This is a genomic window from Bradyrhizobium sp. (assembly GCF_035570375.1).
Taxonomy (GTDB): domain Bacteria; phylum Pseudomonadota; class Alphaproteobacteria; order Rhizobiales; family Xanthobacteraceae; genus Bradyrhizobium.
Genome location: NZ_DATMLW010000078.1, coordinates 51,406 through 69,636, shown reverse-complemented (window position 1 = coordinate 69,636; position 18,231 = coordinate 51,406). Strand labels below are relative to the sequence as shown.

Annotated in this window: 17 protein-coding genes and 1 pseudogene; 10 read left to right on the top strand and 8 right to left on the bottom strand. The window is 60.4% G+C overall.

Annotated elements, in window-relative coordinates:
* Window positions 1–61: 61 nt before the first annotated feature.
* The 4 genes from VNX23_RS08825 to VNX23_RS08810 form a co-directional block, all read right to left on the bottom strand.
* Window positions 62–199 (bottom strand): hypothetical protein, encoded by a 138-nt coding sequence (locus VNX23_RS08825; protein WP_325629096.1) that lies wholly within the window; start codon window positions 197–199, stop codon window positions 62–64.
* Between the two features lie 52 nt (window positions 200–251).
* Entirely contained in the window at window positions 252–1,340 is a 1,089-nt protein-coding gene (locus VNX23_RS08820; protein ID WP_325629094.1) for a TRAP transporter substrate-binding protein DctP, read from the bottom strand.
* Window positions 1,341–1,521: 181 nt separating this feature from the next.
* On the bottom strand, window positions 1,522–2,610 hold the full coding sequence (locus VNX23_RS08815) for a TRAP transporter substrate-binding protein (protein WP_325629092.1): 1,089 nt from the start codon (window positions 2,608–2,610) through the stop codon (window positions 1,522–1,524).
* Between the two features lie 392 nt (window positions 2,611–3,002).
* Window positions 3,003–4,130, bottom strand: coding sequence for an Mrp/NBP35 family ATP-binding protein (locus VNX23_RS08810; RefSeq protein WP_325629090.1), 1,128 nt, complete (start codon window positions 4,128–4,130; stop codon window positions 3,003–3,005).
* A 362-nt stretch (window positions 4,131–4,492) separates the two neighbouring features.
* Between VNX23_RS08810 and VNX23_RS08805 the strand changes: the two genes are divergently transcribed.
* The 6 genes from VNX23_RS08805 to VNX23_RS08780 all read left to right on the top strand — a co-directional run bounded on the left by VNX23_RS08805 (window position 4,493) and on the right by VNX23_RS08780 (window position 9,243).
* Entirely contained in the window at window positions 4,493–5,482 is a 990-nt protein-coding gene (locus tag VNX23_RS08805; protein WP_325629088.1) for a 2-hydroxyacid dehydrogenase, read from the top strand.
* A 202-nt stretch (window positions 5,483–5,684) separates the two neighbouring features.
* Window positions 5,685–6,338, top strand: coding sequence for an AprI/Inh family metalloprotease inhibitor (locus VNX23_RS08800; RefSeq protein ID WP_325629197.1), 654 nt, complete (start codon window positions 5,685–5,687; stop codon window positions 6,336–6,338).
* 416 nt (window positions 6,339–6,754) lie between these two features.
* Window positions 6,755–7,000, top strand: a complete 246-nt coding sequence (locus tag VNX23_RS08795) for a DUF2171 domain-containing protein (protein ID WP_325629195.1) — start codon at window positions 6,755–6,757, stop codon at window positions 6,998–7,000.
* Between the two features lie 39 nt (window positions 7,001–7,039).
* The gene (locus VNX23_RS08790) at window positions 7,040–7,543 is read left to right on the top strand and encodes a GNAT family protein (protein WP_325629086.1); all 504 of its coding nucleotides are present in this window, start codon (window positions 7,040–7,042) and stop codon (window positions 7,541–7,543) included.
* 250 nt (window positions 7,544–7,793) lie between these two features.
* The gene (locus VNX23_RS08785; RefSeq protein ID WP_325629084.1) at window positions 7,794–7,982 is read left to right on the top strand and encodes a hypothetical protein; all 189 of its coding nucleotides are present in this window, start codon (window positions 7,794–7,796) and stop codon (window positions 7,980–7,982) included.
* 199 nt (window positions 7,983–8,181) lie between these two features.
* Complete coding sequence (locus VNX23_RS08780) at window positions 8,182–9,243, top strand: alpha/beta hydrolase (protein WP_325629083.1); 1,062 nt, start codon at window positions 8,182–8,184, stop codon at window positions 9,241–9,243.
* 247 nt (window positions 9,244–9,490) lie between these two features.
* On the opposite strand, the pseudogene radC reads toward VNX23_RS08780, so the two are convergent.
* A pseudogene (radC, locus tag VNX23_RS08775) lies at window positions 9,491–10,205 on the bottom strand (RadC family protein).
* Window positions 10,206–10,423: 218 nt separating this feature from the next.
* Here radC and sigJ point away from each other — a divergent pair.
* Complete coding sequence (gene sigJ, locus VNX23_RS08770) at window positions 10,424–11,377, top strand: RNA polymerase sigma factor SigJ (protein ID WP_325629081.1); 954 nt, start codon at window positions 10,424–10,426, stop codon at window positions 11,375–11,377.
* Window positions 11,374–12,099 (top strand): cytochrome b, encoded by a 726-nt coding sequence (locus tag VNX23_RS08765; RefSeq protein WP_325629079.1) that lies wholly within the window; start codon window positions 11,374–11,376, stop codon window positions 12,097–12,099. Before sigJ ends, VNX23_RS08765 begins: the two co-directional genes overlap by 4 nt.
* A gap of 17 nt (window positions 12,100–12,116) precedes the next feature.
* Here VNX23_RS08765 and map read toward each other — a convergent pair whose 3' ends face one another.
* The gene (map, locus tag VNX23_RS08760; RefSeq protein ID WP_325629077.1) at window positions 12,117–12,941 is read right to left on the bottom strand and encodes a type I methionyl aminopeptidase; all 825 of its coding nucleotides are present in this window, start codon (window positions 12,939–12,941) and stop codon (window positions 12,117–12,119) included.
* 295 nt (window positions 12,942–13,236) lie between these two features.
* Window positions 13,237–14,547, bottom strand: coding sequence for a mechanosensitive ion channel family protein (locus tag VNX23_RS08755; protein ID WP_325629075.1), 1,311 nt, complete (start codon window positions 14,545–14,547; stop codon window positions 13,237–13,239).
* 624 nt (window positions 14,548–15,171) lie between these two features.
* On the opposite strand from VNX23_RS08755, the gene VNX23_RS08750 reads away from it, so the two are divergent.
* Window positions 15,172–16,965, top strand: a complete 1,794-nt coding sequence (locus VNX23_RS08750) for a potassium/proton antiporter (RefSeq protein ID WP_325629073.1) — start codon at window positions 15,172–15,174, stop codon at window positions 16,963–16,965.
* 293 nt (window positions 16,966–17,258) lie between these two features.
* On the top strand, window positions 17,259–17,513 hold the full coding sequence (locus VNX23_RS08745) for a PepSY domain-containing protein (protein ID WP_325629071.1): 255 nt from the start codon (window positions 17,259–17,261) through the stop codon (window positions 17,511–17,513).
* Between the two features lie 43 nt (window positions 17,514–17,556).
* On the opposite strand, the gene modC is transcribed toward VNX23_RS08745, so the two are convergent.
* Complete coding sequence (gene modC, locus VNX23_RS08740) at window positions 17,557–18,231, bottom strand: molybdenum ABC transporter ATP-binding protein (protein ID WP_325629069.1); 675 nt, start codon at window positions 18,229–18,231, stop codon at window positions 17,557–17,559.

Genomic DNA, 18,231 nt, shown 5'->3' with positions numbered 1-18,231 from the left:
AGCGAAGCAATCCAGAGTTCTTCTAACACTGGATCGCTTCGCTCGCGCTCGCGATGACACTTCACTTGAAGACGCCGAGCAGGATGTCCTTCAAGCCCGGCGCGACCCAGACATAGGGCACGAGCGCCGACAGAATGCAGACGCCCGCGATCGATGACCAGGTCATCGCCGTGGCCGCGCGCTCCTGTCCGCTCATCATGCGCCGCAACGGCGCGAACGCGCCTTTGCACCGTAAGCTGGATCGTCGTCCTTTAGCTCTGCGAGTGGCGTGCCATGAAGTTGTCGTAGCCGACTTCGGCGACCTGGAACCACTGAAAGCCGTTGTTCGAAAAAGCTGTCAGCGAGTCATAGACCTTCTTGAAGTTCGCATTCGTCGCCGAGACCTCGCTGTGCAATTCCTTCGCCGCCCTGAAGGACGCTTCCATCACCTGTGGCGGGAAAGCGTGCAACTTGGCGCCGCTCGCCAGCAGCTTGCGCAGCGCCGTCGGATTTTGCGCATCGTATTTGGCCATCATCCAGTTGTTGGCGTAGTGGCCCGCCTGCTCGAGCAGACTCTGATATGATTTCGGCAGTGCATTCCATTTGTCGAGATTGACGATGGCCAGGAGCATGGGACCGCCCTCCCACCAGCCGGGGAAATAATAGTGCGGCGCGACTTTGTAGAAGCCGAGCTTTTCGTCATCATAGGGTCCGACCCATTCGGCACCGTCGATCGTGCCTTTTTCCAGTGCCGGATAGATGTCGCCGCCGGCGAGCTGCTGCGGAACGCAACCGAGTTTTTGCAACACTCGCCCGGCAAAGCCGCCGATGCGGAATTTCAATCCCTTGAGATCGTCGACGGTTGTGACTTCCTTCCGGAACCAGCCGCCCATCTGGCATCCGGTGTTGCCGGCCAAAAGCGAGATGATGTTGTAGTTCTTGAAGAACTCGTTGAGGGCCTCCCGGCCGCCGCCGATCGTGTACCAGGCCTGGTTGAGGCGCATATCGGGTCCGAACGGAATCGACGAACCGAAGGTGAAGGTCGCATCCTTGCCGTAATAATAGTAGGTCGCCGTGTGTCCCATTTCGACGGTCGCGCTCTGCACGGCGTCGAGAACCTGCAGGCCCGGAACAATTTCGCCGGCCGAGAACGTCTGGATCTGGAATTTGTTGTCGGTGCCTTCGCCCACGACCTTGGCCATTATCTCGGCGCCGCCATGCAGCGTATCGAGCGATTTCGGCCAGCTCGTCGTCATCCGCCATTTGATCTCCGGCATCGATTGCGCGATCGCGGGCGCCGCGATCGTTGCCGCGCCTGCGACGCCTATTCCGGTAACCTTGATAAAGTCTCGACGCTTCATTATTGAATTCCCTTCCCCTGGTGAGTGTGATCCCTGTTGGACGGCCCTCTTTTCGCGGCTTTGTCGATCGGAGCATGGAACATTCGCTTGTGGATTTCCATGCGTCGAATGGACTACCGCAACGCGAAAAAGCCCGGCCTCACACGAAGCCGGGCTTTGGATCGGGCCATTAATCGGCCAATCAGCCGCGGGTGCGCGAGCGGATCATGAAGCTGTCGAAGGTGTATTCGGCAACCTGCCACCACAGATACTGGTCCGAGCGGTAGGCCTGCATCGCATCGATCGACTTCTTGAAATCGGGATTTTTCGCCGAGATCTCGGCCCACAATTCGTTGGTCGCTTTCAGACAGGCTTCCAGCACTTCGTTGGTGAAGGGGCGAAGCTGCGTTCCGCCGGCCACCAGTCGCTTCAACGCCGTAGGATTCTGCATGTCATAGCGCGCCGCCGTCCAGCTGTTCGCATTGGCTGTCGCGTTCTGGATGATCGCCTGGTAATTCTTCGGCAGGGAATTCCACTTCTCGAGATTGCAGAACGCGTGGATCGCCGTGCCGCCCTCCCAGAAACCGGGATAGTAGTAATATTTGGCAACCTTCTGGAAACCGAGCTTCTCGTCGTCGTAGGGACCGACCCACTCGGCCGCGTCGATCGTGCCCTTTTCGAGCGCCGGGTAGATGTCGCCGCCGGCGAGTTGCTGCGGCACAACGCCGACCTTCTGCAGTACCTGACCGGCGATGCCTCCGATGCGGAATTTCAGTCCGGAGAGATCGGCAACGCTCTTGATCTCCTTGCGGAACCAACCACCCATCTGGGTGCCGGTATTGCCACAGTGGAATCCAATCAAGCCGAACTTCTTGAAGAACTCGTTGCCGAGCTCCATGCCGCCGCCCTGATACCACCAGGAGTTCTGCTGGCGCGCGTTGAGGCCGAAGGGCACCGATGCATAGATCGCAAACGTTGGATCCTTGCCGACGTAGTAATACGCAGCGGTGTGGCACATTTCGACGGTGCTGTTGGAAGTCGCGTCCAGCGCCTGCAAACCAGGAACGATCTCACCCGCGGCAAACAGCTGAATCTGAAACTTGTTGTCGGTCATCTCGGCAACCTGCTTCGCAAAATAGTCGGAGCCGCCGTAGAGCGTGTCGAGCGACTTCGGAAAACTTGACGTCAGGCGCCACTTGATCTCCGGCGAGGATTGCGCAATTGCCGGCGCGGCAACCGCCGTTGCCGCGGCACCTGCCGCTGAAACTTTCAAAAAATCACGACGCTTCATCAAGACATCTCCTTGTAGGGACGTTTCCCGTCTTCATCTTTTCAATCGGAAGGCGATTTCCGTAACAACCGAAGGCCCGGATGCAGTGGTTCAGAAGTTCTCTTCATCAGTGCTGCGCGTCCGTCAAGAGAACTTCTGAATCAAGACCACACCAGAATCACAGGCCCCCGGTGCCTTTTCGATCCGAAGTGCGCAGACAAAGACGCCGCCAAGTACGTGCAAACTTCGGATTCGACAGTACCAAGTGGGGGCTTTAACACGGATGGAGGACGAGCGAAAACGCGACGAAGGCATGAGTAGTGTTCATTTTCGGAAAGCTCGGCGCCTGCTTGCGGCAGCCGCTGTCGCGAATTTATTAAACGAAAGTCGCATATGCTCGCCGAAGGATTTGCTCAGGCCGCTTCGATGGCGCCCTTGAGCTGATCGCGGACCTTGGCGCCGATCGCCCGGTAAATCGCCGCATGGGGCCCGTTCGGCTCGCTCTCGACCACGGGCGTCCCTGCATCCGAGGTGGTCCGGATCGAGATATGCAGCGGGATTTCGCCGAGGAAGGGCACGCCAAGCCGCTCGGCCTCGTGCCGCGCCCCGCCGTGACCGAAGATGTCCGACTTCGTACCGCAGTGCGGACACTGGAAATAGCTCATGTTTTCGACGATGCCGAGCACCGGCACATTGACCTTCTTGAACATCGCGAGCCCGCGCCTGGCATCGATCAGCGAGAGGTCCTGCGGCGTCGAGATGATGATGGCGCCCTTGAGCGGGACGTTTTGCGCAAGCGTAAGCTGGGCATCGCCCGTGCCCGGCGGCATATCCACCACCAGAACATCAAGCGTGCCCCATGCCACATCCCGCAGCATTTGCGTGATGGCCGACATGACCATCGGCCCGCGCCAGATCATCGCAGTGTCCTCTTCGACGAGAAAGCCGATCGACATGATCGAAAGTCCAAACCGCAGAATCGGAATCATCTTCCTGTTGTCGTCGAGCTGCGGCTTCTCGTGGATGCCCGTCAATCTCGGCACCGACGGTCCGTAGATGTCGGCATCGAGCAGGCCGACACGCAAACCGAGGTCGCGCAAGCCCAGCGCCAGATTGAGCGCGGTGGTCGATTTGCCCACCCCGCCCTTGCCGGAAGCCACCGCGATCACCGCGGAAACGCCGGGAATTTCCGCCTGTCTCGACATCGGCGATTGCCCGCCTTGCGGCGGCCGGTGGGCTGAAACCTTCGGCACACCTTGCGCGGGCCGCTGCGGTGGTGCGGTGGCGGCGCCGGGTTTGCGTTCAGCGGTCAGCGCGACCATCGCCACGCTGACGCCCGCCACAGCCCGCACGGCGGTCTCGGCCGAGGCGCGCACGCTCTCCCAGACGCGTGCCTCAGCGGCATCGACGTTGATCGAGAAGAATACCTTGCCGTCATTGACCGTGATCGGCGACAGCACTCCGGCACTGGTCAGGGCGACACCGCTGGGCGAGGCCACCCTGGCGAGAGCATCGAGAACCTGTTGCTGCGTTACACCCACGGCGCATCTCCTTAAGGCATCCGGATGCGAGCCCAGTGCCCACTTTCCGAAGTTCGCAATCTCTCTCAGCAACACCATTTTGCGAACTTCGGAAAGTCATGGGCACTAGTGCGGTGAATTTGAAGTTCCTATCAGTGCTGCTGCAATCTCATTATAGGAACTTCAAATTCAAAAACCGCACTAGAAACATTAACTTGCTAGTGCTCCTTTGATTCCGAAGTTCGCATCAGAGATCGCCGCAATTGCTTGCGAACTTCGGAATCGGAGCACTAGCATCATAGGTTTTCTAGTGCCCTTGGCTTTCCGAAGTTCGTGTGAGAGGGTGCTGCGACGTTCCACGAACTTCGGAAAGAGGGCACCAGATGGTGGGCGGCAATATTTCGTCGGAAAAGATCGATCTTCTGGTTTACGGTCCGAACAAACCGATCGTCGACAACGGTTTTTCCGATCAGTTCGTGCTCCACGCTTCTGAAACGCGCGCCGATCTCGACCGCCTGAATCCGGCGGTGGCGGCAAAAATTCGTGGCGCCGCTGTCACTTACGGCACGGTTCGCTGCGACGGCGCCGTCATGGCCATGTTCCCGAAGCTCGAAATCGTCGCTTCGTTCGGCGTCGGATATGACCACGTCGATGCCAATTACGCGCGCGAACATAACATTATTGTGACCAACACGCCCGACGTCTTGACCGAGGAGGTCGCCGATATCGCGCTCGGACTTTTGATCTCGACCTTGCGCGAATTCATCAAGGCGGACCGCTATCTTCGTTCCGGCCTGTGGACGTCGGCGCAATATCCACTGAGTGTCGGCTCGCTCCGCGATCGCAAGGTTGGAATCGTCGGCATGGGCCGCATCGGCCAGGCGATCGGGCGCAGGTTGGAAGCCTCCCGTGTTCCTGTGGTCTATCATTCGCGCAATCCGGCGCCGGGGGTCAGCTACAAGCACTATCCCGACCTGATCGAGATGGCGAAGGCAGTCGACACGCTGGTAGTAATTGTCCCCGGCGGCCCCTCAACCGCCAGGATGATCAACGCCGACGTCTTGAAGGCGCTCGGGCCGCGCGGCGTGATCGTCAACGTGGCACGCGGCTCGGTGGTCGATGAAGGGGCGCTGATCGCCGCATTGAAGTCAGGAACCATTCTGGCAGCGGGCCTCGACGTGTTCGCCAACGAACCGAACGTGCCCGAGGAATTGCGCACGATGCAGAACGTGGTGTTGCTGCCGCATATCGGCTCCGCTTCGGTGGTGACGCGCAATGCCATGGATCAGCTCGTGGTGGACAATTTGAAAGCCTGGTTTGCCGGCAAGGCACCACTGACGCCGATTGCAGAAACACCGGCGAAGGAGCGCTGATGCCAGTGTGGCGGTTCAAAAGTCCGCATGATCTCGGCCGCGAGTCCGCCGTGCGGGCTTTTGAGCCAAGGCCACACCGGATCGATAGCTTGCTGTTGTCCTTGCGATTCCGAAGTTCGTAAACGTGGCTCCGAAGAAACATACGAACTTCGGAATCGGGATACCAGGCCGCCCCGGCATCGCGCTTGCGACGCTTGCGGCCATGCTCATTTGCACGCCGCAGGCCTCCTCGCAGGATGCTGCCTCGCTGAAGCGGGAAATGATCGGCCAGTGGGAGCTCTCGACCGCCGAGCGCAGCAAAACCTGCGTGGTGACGCTGAAGAACGATACGACGTCGCAAGGCCTCAAGCTTGAACTGGAGCCGGCTTGCGCGAAGTCGTTGCCCTTCACCAAAGAGATCACCGCCTGGAACGTGAAGGGGCTCGATATTGTCCGCCTGCAGGATGCCGCAGGCCAGCCGGTGATTGACTTTACCGAAGTCGAGAGCGGAATTTTCGAAGGTATGAGGCAAGGCGAGGGCATTTACCTGCTGCAAAATCTCGCCGCCGCACGTTCGCTCGCCAAGTCGATGGATCAGATGATCGGCGATTGGGCGATGGTACGCAATGACGGTCGTCCCATCTGCGGCCTGACCCTGACCAATACGGAAGCCAGGGCCGACAATTTCCAGGTCTTTCTCAAGCCGAAATGTGATCCCGCCGTCGAAGCCTTCAAGCCGACAATGTGGCGGCTGGAGCGTGGCGAACTGCTTTTGATGGCGGCCAATGGCGAGACCTGGCATTTCCAGGCCGACGACAATGCGCAATGGCGGCTGGTGCCCGACAGTGCCGATGCCCTGATCATGCTGCGGCAATAGGTCCTCAACCTGACCGTCGCTTGGCAGCTTCTGCGGGTCGCAGTGAGTACCGGCGGTCGAGCCGTGCCACATTCGACCGGGCCAAGAGAGGCTTGGGGCGCCAAATTGCCCCGCTGGCGCGGTCCTCGATCCATTTCAATGTGGCGGCAGAACCAGTAAAGTCCACCTTGCGGGACACTGCTGGCAGGAGACGAACTATGCCTGATTTTCCGCTAAGCCTTATCGAGATCGAAAGGCGCATTGCCGCGATCAGGGGGAACCTCCGGGAACTGGAGGAGCAGGCCGCCGCCATTTCCGGCGCGGCGGTCGAAGAGCTGAATGCGCGGCGTATCGCCGATCAAGAGGCGCAACTCCAGCGCCTGGTCACGCAGCGGGATGAACTGCTTCAGTCGAGGTCGTCAGCCTCGAAGCAGGCAATGGGCGTGAAGCCGCATATGCGGGTGATCGGCGCAGATGGCGTATTCATCGGAACCGTCGATCGGGTCGAGAACGGCAGGATCCGCCTCACCAGGGCCGATAGCGGCGAAGGCCGCCACAAGGGTCATCATCATTACATCGATCTCGGGCTGGTCGCTGACATCGAGGGGCAGAACGTCAGGCTGTCCGCGAACGCTGCGGTGGCGGTGACTCTGGAAGAGGAACGCTCCGGCAAGGGCACCTGAAGCGGCTGGTCCCACAATGGCGCGCGTGCGGCCGTTTAAATGACGTCGATCGAGCTTATCCCTGCTCACGCCGATGATCTTTCTTCCCCGCCGCCATGGCTTCGCCTCGGCATTTTGGCCGCGCCGAGGCAGGAATTTTCTGCTTCCGTCGCGGAAATCCTGAGCCAGGTTACCAAACCGGATCGGGACCAACGCTGGGGCGCGTTTTGGGCAACCGAAAGCTTCGAAGGTCAGGTTCGGGCTGTTGGTTTGTGTTCCTTCAAGGCGGAGCCGAGCGATCTGCCCGAGGTGGAGATCGCCTACTTCACGTTTCCGCATCGCGAGGGCCGCGGCATCGCGACCGCCATGGTCCGCGAATTGACCGAACGAGCTTTGCAATACGTCTCTCTCGTCATCGCCCACACGCTTCCGCTCGAGAACGCGTCGTGCAAGATATTGCGGCGGTGCGGTTACGAGCGGGCAGGTGAGATGATCGACCCGGAAGACGGGCTGGTCTGGCGCTGGCAGTATCCGACGATTGCTTCGCGCGACGCAAACAAATAGCCGAGCATATGGTCGGCGCCGCGCCAATCCTTTCCCAATACTCAAACCACAGTTCATTCCAAAACAAGCGCGATCCCACGATCGAGAACAATCTGTCGCTTTCCGCGGCGGCATTCTCGCCCGGTGGCCTCGCTGCGTCCGATAATTCAATCGATTCTGTAGATTGAAACATCATAAAATACTTGTTGGATCGATCCTTAGTCATGCGTCATCCTCTCTCGCATCGAAGCCGGGACGAAGGAAACGACGAATGACCGCCCAAGACGCCATCCACGCATTGTGGGCCGCTTCGATCGCAACACCCATTGATTCGAAGACCAACGGTGCGCGTGTCATCGCCATCGCGCTCGACCTATCGCTCGCGGGCATCTTCGCGCTGTACCAGAAAACGAAGATTTATCTCTGTCATATGTCGGGAGTGCGCTCTCATCGATTTTAGCGAAGTCAACGGGGTGGTTACTTCGCTGCGTGGGAACAGCCTGAACTCTTCAGTACGAGATACGAGCAGCATTCAGATCACTGCGCCAATCGACGTGAGATGAATGGCGCGCACGATGTGCGTCCCCCACAAACCTCACTCAACATCTTTGTCGCGATCAACCTGGTCCCGTCGGACCAACAACCAAGGAGATTGACCAATGGATACAATCAAGAAGCCCGAAGACATCAACCAGCCGCGCCGGCGTTTTTTTGGCACTGCAGCTCTGACGATCGCTTCCGCTCAGTTGGCCTTGAACAGCTTTGCCGAGGCGCAACCAAGCAAAGCGGAGCAGGCAGGTGTGCGCTCGATCAAACCGGGAACTAACACGTCGTTTGGCCCCTTGAAGCAGATCGACGCTGGCCTTCTCAATGTCGGATACGCAGAAGCTGGGCCTGCCGATGGTCCGCCGGTCGTTCTTCTGCACGGCTGGCCCTATGACATTCACAGCTTTATAGATGTCGCGCCCTTGCTGGCGCAGGCCGGCAACCGCGTGATCGTTCCCTATCTGCGTGGCTATGGCACGACACGCTTTCTCTCCAGCGCAACGTTCCGGAACGGCCAGCAGGCGGCGGTCGCGATGGATATTATCGCTCTCCTGGACGCGCTCAAGATCGAGAAGGCGACCCTCGCCGGATTTGATTGGGGAGCGCGGACGGCCAACATCATCGCGGCGCTCTGGCCGGAGCGCTGCAAGGCCATGGTCTCCGTGAGCGGTTATCTGATCGGCAGCCCTAACATGGTGCCGTTGCCGCCAAAGGCTGAACTCTCATGGTGGTACCAATATTACTTTGCAACGGAAAATGGCCGGGCCGGCTACGAGAAATATCGGCACGATTTTGCGAAGCTCATCTGGCAGCTGGTTTCGCCGAAATGGAATTTCGACGATGCCATATTCGATCGCAGCGCAGCGTCCCTGGATAATCCGGATCAAGTCGCCGTCGCAGTCCACAATTATCGCTGGCGAATCGGCCTCGCCAAGGGCGAGCCTCAATACGACGATCTGGACAAGCGACTTGCGGAATTTCCCGTCATCACGGTGCCTACCATCACGATGGAGGGCGATGCCAATGGTGCGCCACATCCGGAGCCTGGTTCCTACGCCAAGAAGTTTTCGGGCGAGTACCAGCACAGGACTATCAAGGGCGGTGTCGGACACAACCTGCCGCAGGAAGCGCCGCAGGCCTTCGCCAAGGCAATCGTCGAGGTTGCCGAGATTTGATCGGCGTTAGAGAGGACCTGCGGAGCGGTCACATCCACCCCGCAGGGCATCACACTGCGCACTCTTCTCTGTACGAGGACAACAGTCAGATGACAGGAAGACACGGTGGCCAAGGCTTGAACTTTGTAATCCCCGTGACGAAGCGGGACAAATCATCGGGGGCGCCGCTGGATATACCTGGGCAGGCATTTCCGAACTGAGACAGATGTGGATCGACGAAGCACATCGGAGGCGCGGATATGCTCGATCAGATCAGCCGCATTCCCTTCAGGCTCGCATGTCCGCTCTTGCCTACGATGATGTGGTCGTGGACGGAAATTCCGAGCGGAGCGGCAATGTCGATGATGGCCTTCGTCATCTGGATATCCGCACTTGACGGAGTCGGATCGCCGGAAGGGTGATTGTGCACCAGGATCAGGGCGGTCGCCGACAGTTCAAGGGGCCCGCTTGATGACTTCGCGCGGATAGACCGGCGTGTGGTCCACGGTGCCGGTCTGCTGCACTTCGTCCGAAATCAGCTGGTTGCGCTTGTCGAAGAACAAAAGACGGAGCTGCTCCTTGTCGGCAAAAGCCATGCTGGTGCGGCAATAGTCGATCACCTCATGCCACGACGAGAGCAAGGTGCGCCGCTGCAACTGGCCCTTGGCGATGCGCTGGGCGGCGGCGGCGATCAGTTTGATTTCGGTGATGGTCACTTCGCCCACGCCGTCGATCTCGCGCAAGCGCGTCTCGGGCGCGTGAATGGTTTCGGCGAAGGAGCCGAACTTCTTCAGAAGCGATTTGGCCAGCGGCTTGACGTCCCCGCGCGGGATGGCGCGAAACAGTACCATCTCCAGAAGCTCGTAATCGCTGAGCGCGTCCGCGCCGGCGCTGCGAAACCGCTCGCGCAGCCGCATCCGGTGGCCGTGATAATGCGGCACCTCGGCCGGCTGATCGGGCGTATCGCTGGTGTTCGCAGACATCCGCGCCACCATGCAACGGGAATTGAATTTTGCAACCGGTAATTGTCAGGCTTGAGGATGTCTGTCGCTCCTTCCGGGCTCTCCAATCAAGCGATCGTGATCGGCCGCGGAATTCCGGGTGCGGTCACATTCCGCGCGCCTCGAGTGTCTAGTGCGCGATGGCTGCGAGTCCTCGACTGGGTGGGAACTCGGCGCCAGTTTACGAGCGTGAAAACAGGATGTCTGAACCGAGGGAATGTCAGGCCGAGCAGGCCGGCACCGACCTGAATCAAGCTTTCGCCGAGTTGCGCCCGGCCATGCTGGCGCTGGCTTACCGCATCACCGGCAGCCGCGCCGACGCCGAGGATATCGTGCAGGAGTGCTTCCTGCGCTTTCATCGGGCTCGGCCGGAGGAGGCCGTGCGCTCGCTCAAGGCCTATCTCGGCACCATCACCGCGCGGTTGAGCCTCAATCGCCTTCGTGACCAAAGGGCGCGGCGCGAGACTTATGTCGGCGAATGGCTACCCGAACCGATCGCGACCATCGAGGAGCCTGGCATTGTGGCTGAAGACGTTTCGTTTGCCCTGCTCATGGTGCTGGAGCGTCTGTCTCCGGTCGAACGTGTGATCTTCGTGCTGCGAACCGCCTTCGATTTCAATTTTGCAGAGATCGGCAAGATTGTAGGACGCGACTCGGCCGCCTGCCGCAAGGCCTTCAGCCGCGCGCGCCTCCGGGTGCTCGCCGAACGGCCGCGCTTTTCGATCGACCGCGAACGTCATCGGGCGCTCGTGCGGGGATTTATGGAAGCCACCCGCGGCCAGGATCTCGAGCGGCTGGTGTCGCTGTTGGATGAGAAGGTCGAACTGCATGGTGATGGCGGCGGCAAGGCATTGACCGCCAAGAAGCCGGTCAGGGGCGGCCGGGCGGTGGCGCAATTCGTGCTCGCCGCGACCCGCGCTCGTCCACCGGGGACCTTCGTGACCGAAATCGATCTCAACGGCGCCCCTGCCCTTGTCTTGCGCGGGCGGGAGCCCGGAAACGTTGCCGCCGCCTTCCTTTTCGAAACGGACGGCAAGCGCATTTGTTCGATCTTCAGCGTCGCCAATCCCGACAAGCTTGCCGCGCTCAGCCGCGCGCTGCGCGGCAGCGGCGAAGATTCCGTGACCACAACCGACAAAGGAGCAGAGCTGTGATCGTGACCCCGTCCACCTTCATGCTGATCGAGGAAGTCCTGGTTGTGATCGCCATCATCGTGGGTGCGGCGTGGTACTTCTCGCGCCGGCGGCGCGGCGGCGCAGCGGCCGGCCCTGCCACCCCAAAATATCATCCGCTGTTCGTCCTGCTTCACTGGGCGGTTGCGTTTGCGATCGCCAACCTTCTGCTGCGCGGCGCCCTGATCATGCGGTACATCCCCAACAGCGATCCGGAAAAGATCGACGGTCTCAGAGCGCACATGTATGCGGGGACGCTCGTACTCACGCTGATGCTGATCCGCCTCGTGGTTCGCCGGAAAACCCAGCTGCCGCCGAGGGCAACCGCGCGCAACCGCGGGCTCGATTGGCTCGCCAAAACCTCGCATCGCCTGCTCTATGTCCTGGTGCTGGGGCAGGCGCTGAGCGGTCTGTATATGGCAGTGCAGACCGGCCTGCCCGACGTGCTGATCTTGGGCCGAGGCACCTTGCCGGAAGATTTCTGGATGTTTTCAATCCGCAGTGTCCATTATCTGGTATCAAGGCTCTTGATGGCGACCATCGCGCTTCACATTACTGGTGCGCTCTATCACTCCTTCATTCTCAAGGATGGGCTATTGCGCCGCATGAGTTTTGGCCGCCGGACCCCGGCGCATGATGTGGGGAGAATTGAGAGCGACCGTCGAGGGGTGGCTCAGCCAGCCAATGCCGGTCAGGCGGTATAGCGGCTGATGCGAAGGCGTTACGCCGCCACCGGTGGCTTTTCGTTGTGGCGTTCGGAAAGCGTGAAAATCTCCGCCCCGGTCGCGGTCACGCCCACGGAGTGCTCGAATTGTGCCGACAGCGAGCGGTCGCGGGTGACGGCGGTCCATCCGTCGGAGAGGATCTTCACATGCGGCTTGCCGAGATTGATCATCGGCTCGATGGTGAAGAACATGCCCGGCTTGAGCAACACGCCTTCGCCGGGCCGGCCGACATGAATGATGTTCGGTTCGTCATGGAACATGCGGCCGAGCCCGTGGCCGCAAAAATCACGCACCACGCTCATGCCTTGCGGTTCGACGAAACTCTGGATCGCGTAGCCGATGTCGCCAGTGGTTGCACCGGGCTTCACCGCAGCGATGCCGCGCATCATGGCCTCGTAGGTCACCTCGACCAGGCGCTCGGCCTTGCGCGCGATCGGCGGAACTGCATACATCCGGCTGGAATCCCCGTACCAGCCCTCGACGATGAAAGTCACGTCGACATTGACGATGTCGCCTTCCTTCAAACCCCGCTCTCCTGGCATGCCGTGGCAGACGACATGGTTGATGGAGGTGCAGGTGGAAAAGCGATAACCGCGATACATCAGCGTTGCGGGATAGGCGCCATGGCTGAAGGCGAATTCGCGGACGAATTCGTCGATCCGCGAGGTCGGCACACCCGCCTTGACGACGTCGGTCAGCTGATCGAGGCACTTGGCCACCAGCGCGCCCGCCTTGCGCATGCCGGCGAATCCGCTGGCTCCGTGCAACTTGATCTGCCCGGTTTTGCGCAGGGAAGTATCGGAGGCTTCGACATAGCTCATGAGTGGACGAGTCTTTGGAAAAAGGATTGATTTGAAGGGTCTAATTTAATGATTGGCGCCGTCAGCGCAAGCCGGTGTGCTGGATTTGACATTCGCTTCTGGGCCGCCACCAAGCCTCTATTGCGAATGTCAAATCCAAAACCATACTGGAATCCAATATTTGCCAGTGTCCCTTTGGTTTCTGACGTTGCCAAACGGGACCTGCGCGATCTGAAGCGAATTTCAGAACCGGAGCACCAGGTGCGGGCCGGCCGGAACGGCAACTGCGATTGCCGGGGAATAGCCAGGTGCGGCGTCAGCTCGAGACCTCCACGGTGGTGTCGACGGGCAGGGTACCACCGCGGACGCGGATTTCGCGCACCGGGTAGGGGACGCGGATGCTCTCGCGCTTGAACGCTTCCCAAAGCGCCAGCATGACATCGCTCTTCACATTGTCCATGCCGTCGGGGTCGGCGATCCAGAAGGTCAATGAGAACTTCATCCCGGCTTCGGCAAATTCGACCAGGATGCAGTTCGGGGTCCTGGACTTGATGGCGCGTGGCGCGGCGGCCGCGATCTCGATCGCGAGCTTGCAGACCCGCCTCGGATCGGCGTCGTAATTGGTGGCGAAATTGACCTTCACCAGCGTGTTCTTGTCGGTATAGGTCCAGTTCGTGACCTTCTGCGTCACCAGATCCTCGTTGGGGATCAGGAATTCGCGGCCGTCGCCTGCGGCCACCGAAATATAGCGCGTCTTCATCGCGCTGATGCGTCCCGAGCTGTCGCCGATGGTGACGAGGTCGCCGGGCTTCACCGACTTGTCCGCCAGCAGGATGATGCCGCTGATGAAGTTGGCCACGATCTTCTGCAGACCAATGCCGATGCCGACGCCGACTGCGCCGGAGAACACCGCAAGCGCCGACAGATTGATACCGACCGCGCTGAGCGCGATGGCAACCGCCACGACCATCAACCCGAGCCGGATCATCTTCACCAGCAGCACCTGAATCGAGGGCGTCAGGTCGGTGGATCGGTTGATCCGGCTCTCGGCAAAATTGCTGGCGATGTTGGTCAGCCACAACGCGAGGATCAACAATAACGCAAGCTTGATCACGAGTAACGGAGTGAGGCGCAATCCGCCAAGCACCACCGAGACCGAGTCGAGCATCTCGATGGCCGGATCGAGCTGGCCGATGATACTCAGCGCCGCCACCAACCACGCCGACAGCGAAATCACCTTGACCAGGAATGCGTTGCGGATGACGGAGGTGAAGAGGCGGATGAGCAGCCAGGCGATGGCGAGTTTGGCCGCCACGACCAGCAGGTAACTCCGGCTTGGCCAGGTCGAATGAGCCATCACCACGCGTGCGGCGATGATGAGCAGCGCAAAGAGAGCGGTCGAGAAGCTGCCGATCAGGACGCGCGCGAGCCGCCGCAGCGGCACCGGCCAGCGCATCGTGAGCGCGGTCGTGTCGAAACGCGCACGCAGTGCTGCCTCGGCTGCATAGGCAATCCCGGCGGCAGCGAGAATCAAGCCAAGCTGCAGATAAAACCAGGGCGAAGTGACCTCCGCACCGACCGAGCGTGCCGCGGTCTGCAGGAAATCGATTATTTCTTTCGGGTCCATCTCTAGCTCTCACAGGTCAGATAACACCGTTGCGCCGCTCCAATGCGAATTTTTGGCGCAGCCCACACAACCTGGTGTTCGTATCGTCGCGCGGCATAGTGGTTTACGAACTCCGGAGTCGAAAGGACACCGGAAAATCCATGATTCCGGCGTAGCTTTGGTTCGGCAGTCCGCATAACGAATAGCAATGATACGGACTTCTGAACCGCCGCACTAGCCGCCGGCGCCATCGCCTGCCATCGAGCGGGATAAGTCTTTAAGGCGGCGCCGGCAGAAACCGGTTGGCGTCGAAGTGTGGCGACGATAAGGATGCAAATACTAGTGGAGTGGATTTGACATTCGCTGCGCAACCGGTCGCGAACTCGCCAGCGAATGCCAAATCCCAAACTCCACCAGAATCTTACATTTTACTATGGTCCCTCTAACATTCGCAAAAGTGTCGGCTGTAGCGGGATGCGAATGTCAGAATCGGGCCACTGGTGTCCCGGTTCTGACAGGAAATCAGAGGGACACCGGCAAATATCGGGTTTTCGATGTGGATTTGGATTTGACATTCACTATGAGGACTCGCGGTGATACCGAAGCGAATGTCTAATCCGCCACACCAGGATTTGCAGAAAGCCCATGACCTCTCTGGATTCGGTCAGTATCGCCATTCTGCTCGGTGCCGTGCTCGTCATGGCCGGCATTTTGTCGAGCCTGCTTGCGCTACGCTTTGGTGCGCCGTTGTTGCTGGTGTTTCTCCTGATCGGCGTACTCGCCGGCGGATCCGGCCCCGGGAAGATACACTTCGATGACCTGCACTCGACCTATCTGGTGGGATCGGTTGCCCTTGCGCTGATCCTGTTCGATGGCGGCCTGAGAACGCGCTTTCAAAATATCCGCACTGTGCTCGCCCCATCGATGGTGCTGGCGACCATCGGTGTTCTCTTGACGGCGCTGATCACGGCGCCGGTCGCCAGATACGCGCTCGACCTGAACTGGACGGAGGCGCTCCTGGTCGGCGCCGTGGTCGCCTCCACCGACGCGGCCGCCGTATTTCTGCTGATCCATGCCCAGGGGCTGCGCTTGCGCCCGCGCGTCGGCGCAACGCTGGAAGCGGAGTCCGGCACCAACGATCCGTTCGCGGTGTTCCTCACCTTGATGCTGGTCGAACTGATTTCAGTCGGCGAAAGTTCAGTCACGCATGTTTTGCTGGAACTCGGCCGCGAGGCCGTCTTCGGTGCCATCGCCGGCGTCATCGGCGGCCGTCTGGTGGTGCTGGGGCTCAATCGCGTGGCGCTGCCGCAGGGCCTGCACGGACCTTTCGTCACCACCGCGGCGCTGGTGATCTTCGGCGTGGCGCAGATCGCGCACGCCTCCGGGTTTTTGGCCGTCTACCTCGCCGGCATCATTATCGGCAATCAGCCGACGCGCGCGCACAATTCGGTCGTGACGTTCCTGGACGCCGCGACCTGGCTGGCACAGATCGTGATGTTCGTTCTGCTGGGTCTGCTGGCATCGCCGCAACGGCTCGTCGTCAGCATCCTGCCGGCGGTGATCGTCGCGCTGGTGCTGATGCTCGTTGCACGCCCGGTTGCAGTGTTTCTTTGTCTCGCACCTTTTCGGTTCAACTGGCGGGAAAAGATCTTCATCGCCTGGACCGGCCTGCGCGGCGCGGTCGCGATCTTCCTGGCCTCGATCCCGATGTTGGTTGGGCTCTCCAAGGCCTATCTGTACTTCGACGTCGCTTTTGTCGTCGTCATCATCTCGCTGCTGCTGCAGGGCTGGACTCTGACCGCAGCGGCGCGGCGGCTCCATGTCGCCCTGCCGCGCGCCGAACGCGGTCCCCGTCGCGTCGAACTCGATCTGCCCGGTCAGCTCGAGCAGCAATTGGTCGGGTACTCCGTGCGGCCGAAGAGCCTTTACTTCCGGCGCGGCCTGATCCCGTCCTGGTCGAAGCCGACGCTGGTGATCCGCGACGAACACATCCTCTCGCCAATCGAGGCCGATCCCGTCCGCCCCGGCGACTACATCTACCTGCTGGCGCCGCCGGAAAAAGCCGAGGCCCTGGATCGATTCTTCATCGACATGTCGCCGAGCTCGGCGCCAGACCCGCATCTGCTTGGCGATTTCACTGTTTCCGGCGAGCACACGCTTGGCGAACTGGTCGATGTCTACGGCGTGGCGCTCGACGAAGAGCAGGCCGGACTGACGCTTGCCGATTATTTTGACATTCACCTCGACCACGCGCCGAAGGAAGGCGCCACTTTGGAACTCAATCCCATTGTGCTGGTGGCGCGCAGCATCAGCGGTGGAAGGGTCAGTGTGGTAGGCCTTCGCCTGCCCGAAGATCCCGAGGAAGTTCCCGTGAGGACGGGCTTCGAAGCACTCAAACGCAAGCTCAAGAATTTCTGGTCGTCGGTCGCGGGAATTTGAATTTGGCGAACTGGCCTCTGGGCCTTCACGCGAAAGCCGGTTGCCACCAGGGTCCGGAAGCCCTCGCTTTTGTTACCAGAGAGCAGTCAAGAAAATGCCGCAACAGCCGAAGATTTGCGCAGTTCCGTGGCAGCAAAATGGGAACACATCGCGCCCGGAATGGTTTCTCAGCCATGTCGCAGATACATCGCACTAGTGCGGCGAATTTGGTCGCCGCGATTGCTTGCGAACTTCGGAATCGGAGCTCTGGTTGCGGGATGCAACAGCTACATGGAATCGACCAGGAGTGACCCATGCGAAAATACATCATCCCCATCGTCGCAGTGATAGCGCTCGCAAGCGCAACGCCGGTCATGGCTTATGACACGGGCGGCCTCCTTTCGATGCAGGAAGCATTGGACGTTGCGACCGATATTGGTTTGACCACCGTATCCCACACCCAATTTGCCGGCGATAAATGGGAAATCCAGGGTCGGGACAGGACCGGCCGTTATATTGAGGTCGCTGTCGACGCCACCACCGGTGACGTGCTTTGGGTCAACCGCTAGCCGTGAAAGTCATGGTCGCGGCGCGCGCCCGAGCAGAGCGTTCCTAGAGCGGTGGATTTGGTAACACTTCCGCTCCGCCCAGCGCGGTCACGCGACCGCGCTGGAGCATGACGACCTGGCTTGCCAGTTGGCGCATTTCGGAAGCGTCATGGCTGACATAAACCATCGGAATGCCGGCTTCATCGCGCAGGCGAACGAGATAAGGCAAGATCTCAACCTTGCGTTCTTCATCGAGCGATCCCAGCGGCTCATCGAGCAGCAGCAGGCGCGGTCGCAACAGCAGGGCGCGTCCCAACGCCACGCGCTGGCGTTCGCCGCCGGACAGACGGCCTGGACGACGGTCCAGAAGATGGCCGATGTCGAGCAGACCGGTGACACGCTTGCGCTGCGCGGCGTCGTCGGCAAGGCGATTCATGCGCCGCCCATAATCGAGGTTCTGGCGCACATCGAGATGCGGAAACAGCCGCGCATCCTGGAAGACATAGCCGATTCGGCGGCGATGAACCGGGACGCGCACCGACGCAGCCGTGTCGTCGAGCGTCTCGCCGTCGATGCTGATGCGGCCGCGATCGGGCCGCAGCAATCCGGCGATCATGTTGATCAGCGAGGTCTTGCCGGCGCCTGAGGCGCCGAACAGTCCGGTGACGCGGCCTTCGCTTGCGAAGGAAGCCTCGACCACGAATTCGCCGAGCCGCTTTGAGATGTCCACCTGCAGCAT

What these genes read in the sequence shown, in the direction of transcription:
- map (WP_325629077.1), bottom strand. Translation starts at nt 12,941, where the DNA reads ATGAGCTATGTCGAAGCCTCCGATACTTCCCTGCGCAAAACCGGGCAG.
- VNX23_RS08800 (WP_325629197.1), top strand. Translation starts at nt 5,685, where the DNA reads ATGCTCATTTGCACGCCGCAGGCCTCCTCGCAGGATGCTGCCTCGCTG.
- VNX23_RS08815 (WP_325629092.1), bottom strand. Translation starts at nt 2,610, where the DNA reads ATGAAGCGTCGTGATTTTTTGAAAGTTTCAGCGGCAGGTGCCGCGGCA.
- modC (WP_325629069.1), bottom strand. Translation starts at nt 18,231, where the DNA reads ATGCTGCAGGTGGACATCTCAAAGCGGCTCGGCGAATTCGTGGTCGAG.
- VNX23_RS08820 (WP_325629094.1), bottom strand. Translation starts at nt 1,340, where the DNA reads ATGAAGCGTCGAGACTTTATCAAGGTTACCGGAATAGGCGTCGCAGGC.
- VNX23_RS08790 (WP_325629086.1), top strand. Translation starts at nt 7,040, where the DNA reads ATGACGTCGATCGAGCTTATCCCTGCTCACGCCGATGATCTTTCTTCC.
- VNX23_RS08805 (WP_325629088.1), top strand. Translation starts at nt 4,493, where the DNA reads ATGGTGGGCGGCAATATTTCGTCGGAAAAGATCGATCTTCTGGTTTAC.
- VNX23_RS08785 (WP_325629084.1), top strand. Translation starts at nt 7,794, where the DNA reads ATGACCGCCCAAGACGCCATCCACGCATTGTGGGCCGCTTCGATCGCA.
- VNX23_RS08745 (WP_325629071.1), top strand. Translation starts at nt 17,259, where the DNA reads ATGCGAAAATACATCATCCCCATCGTCGCAGTGATAGCGCTCGCAAGC.
- sigJ (WP_325629081.1), top strand. Translation starts at nt 10,424, where the DNA reads ATGTCTGAACCGAGGGAATGTCAGGCCGAGCAGGCCGGCACCGACCTG.
- VNX23_RS08750 (WP_325629073.1), top strand. Translation starts at nt 15,172, where the DNA reads ATGACCTCTCTGGATTCGGTCAGTATCGCCATTCTGCTCGGTGCCGTG.
- VNX23_RS08825 (WP_325629096.1), bottom strand. Translation starts at nt 199, where the DNA reads ATGATGAGCGGACAGGAGCGCGCGGCCACGGCGATGACCTGGTCATCG.
- VNX23_RS08795 (WP_325629195.1), top strand. Translation starts at nt 6,755, where the DNA reads ATGGGCGTGAAGCCGCATATGCGGGTGATCGGCGCAGATGGCGTATTC.
- VNX23_RS08755 (WP_325629075.1), bottom strand. Translation starts at nt 14,547, where the DNA reads ATGGACCCGAAAGAAATAATCGATTTCCTGCAGACCGCGGCACGCTCG.
- VNX23_RS08780 (WP_325629083.1), top strand. Translation starts at nt 8,182, where the DNA reads ATGGATACAATCAAGAAGCCCGAAGACATCAACCAGCCGCGCCGGCGT.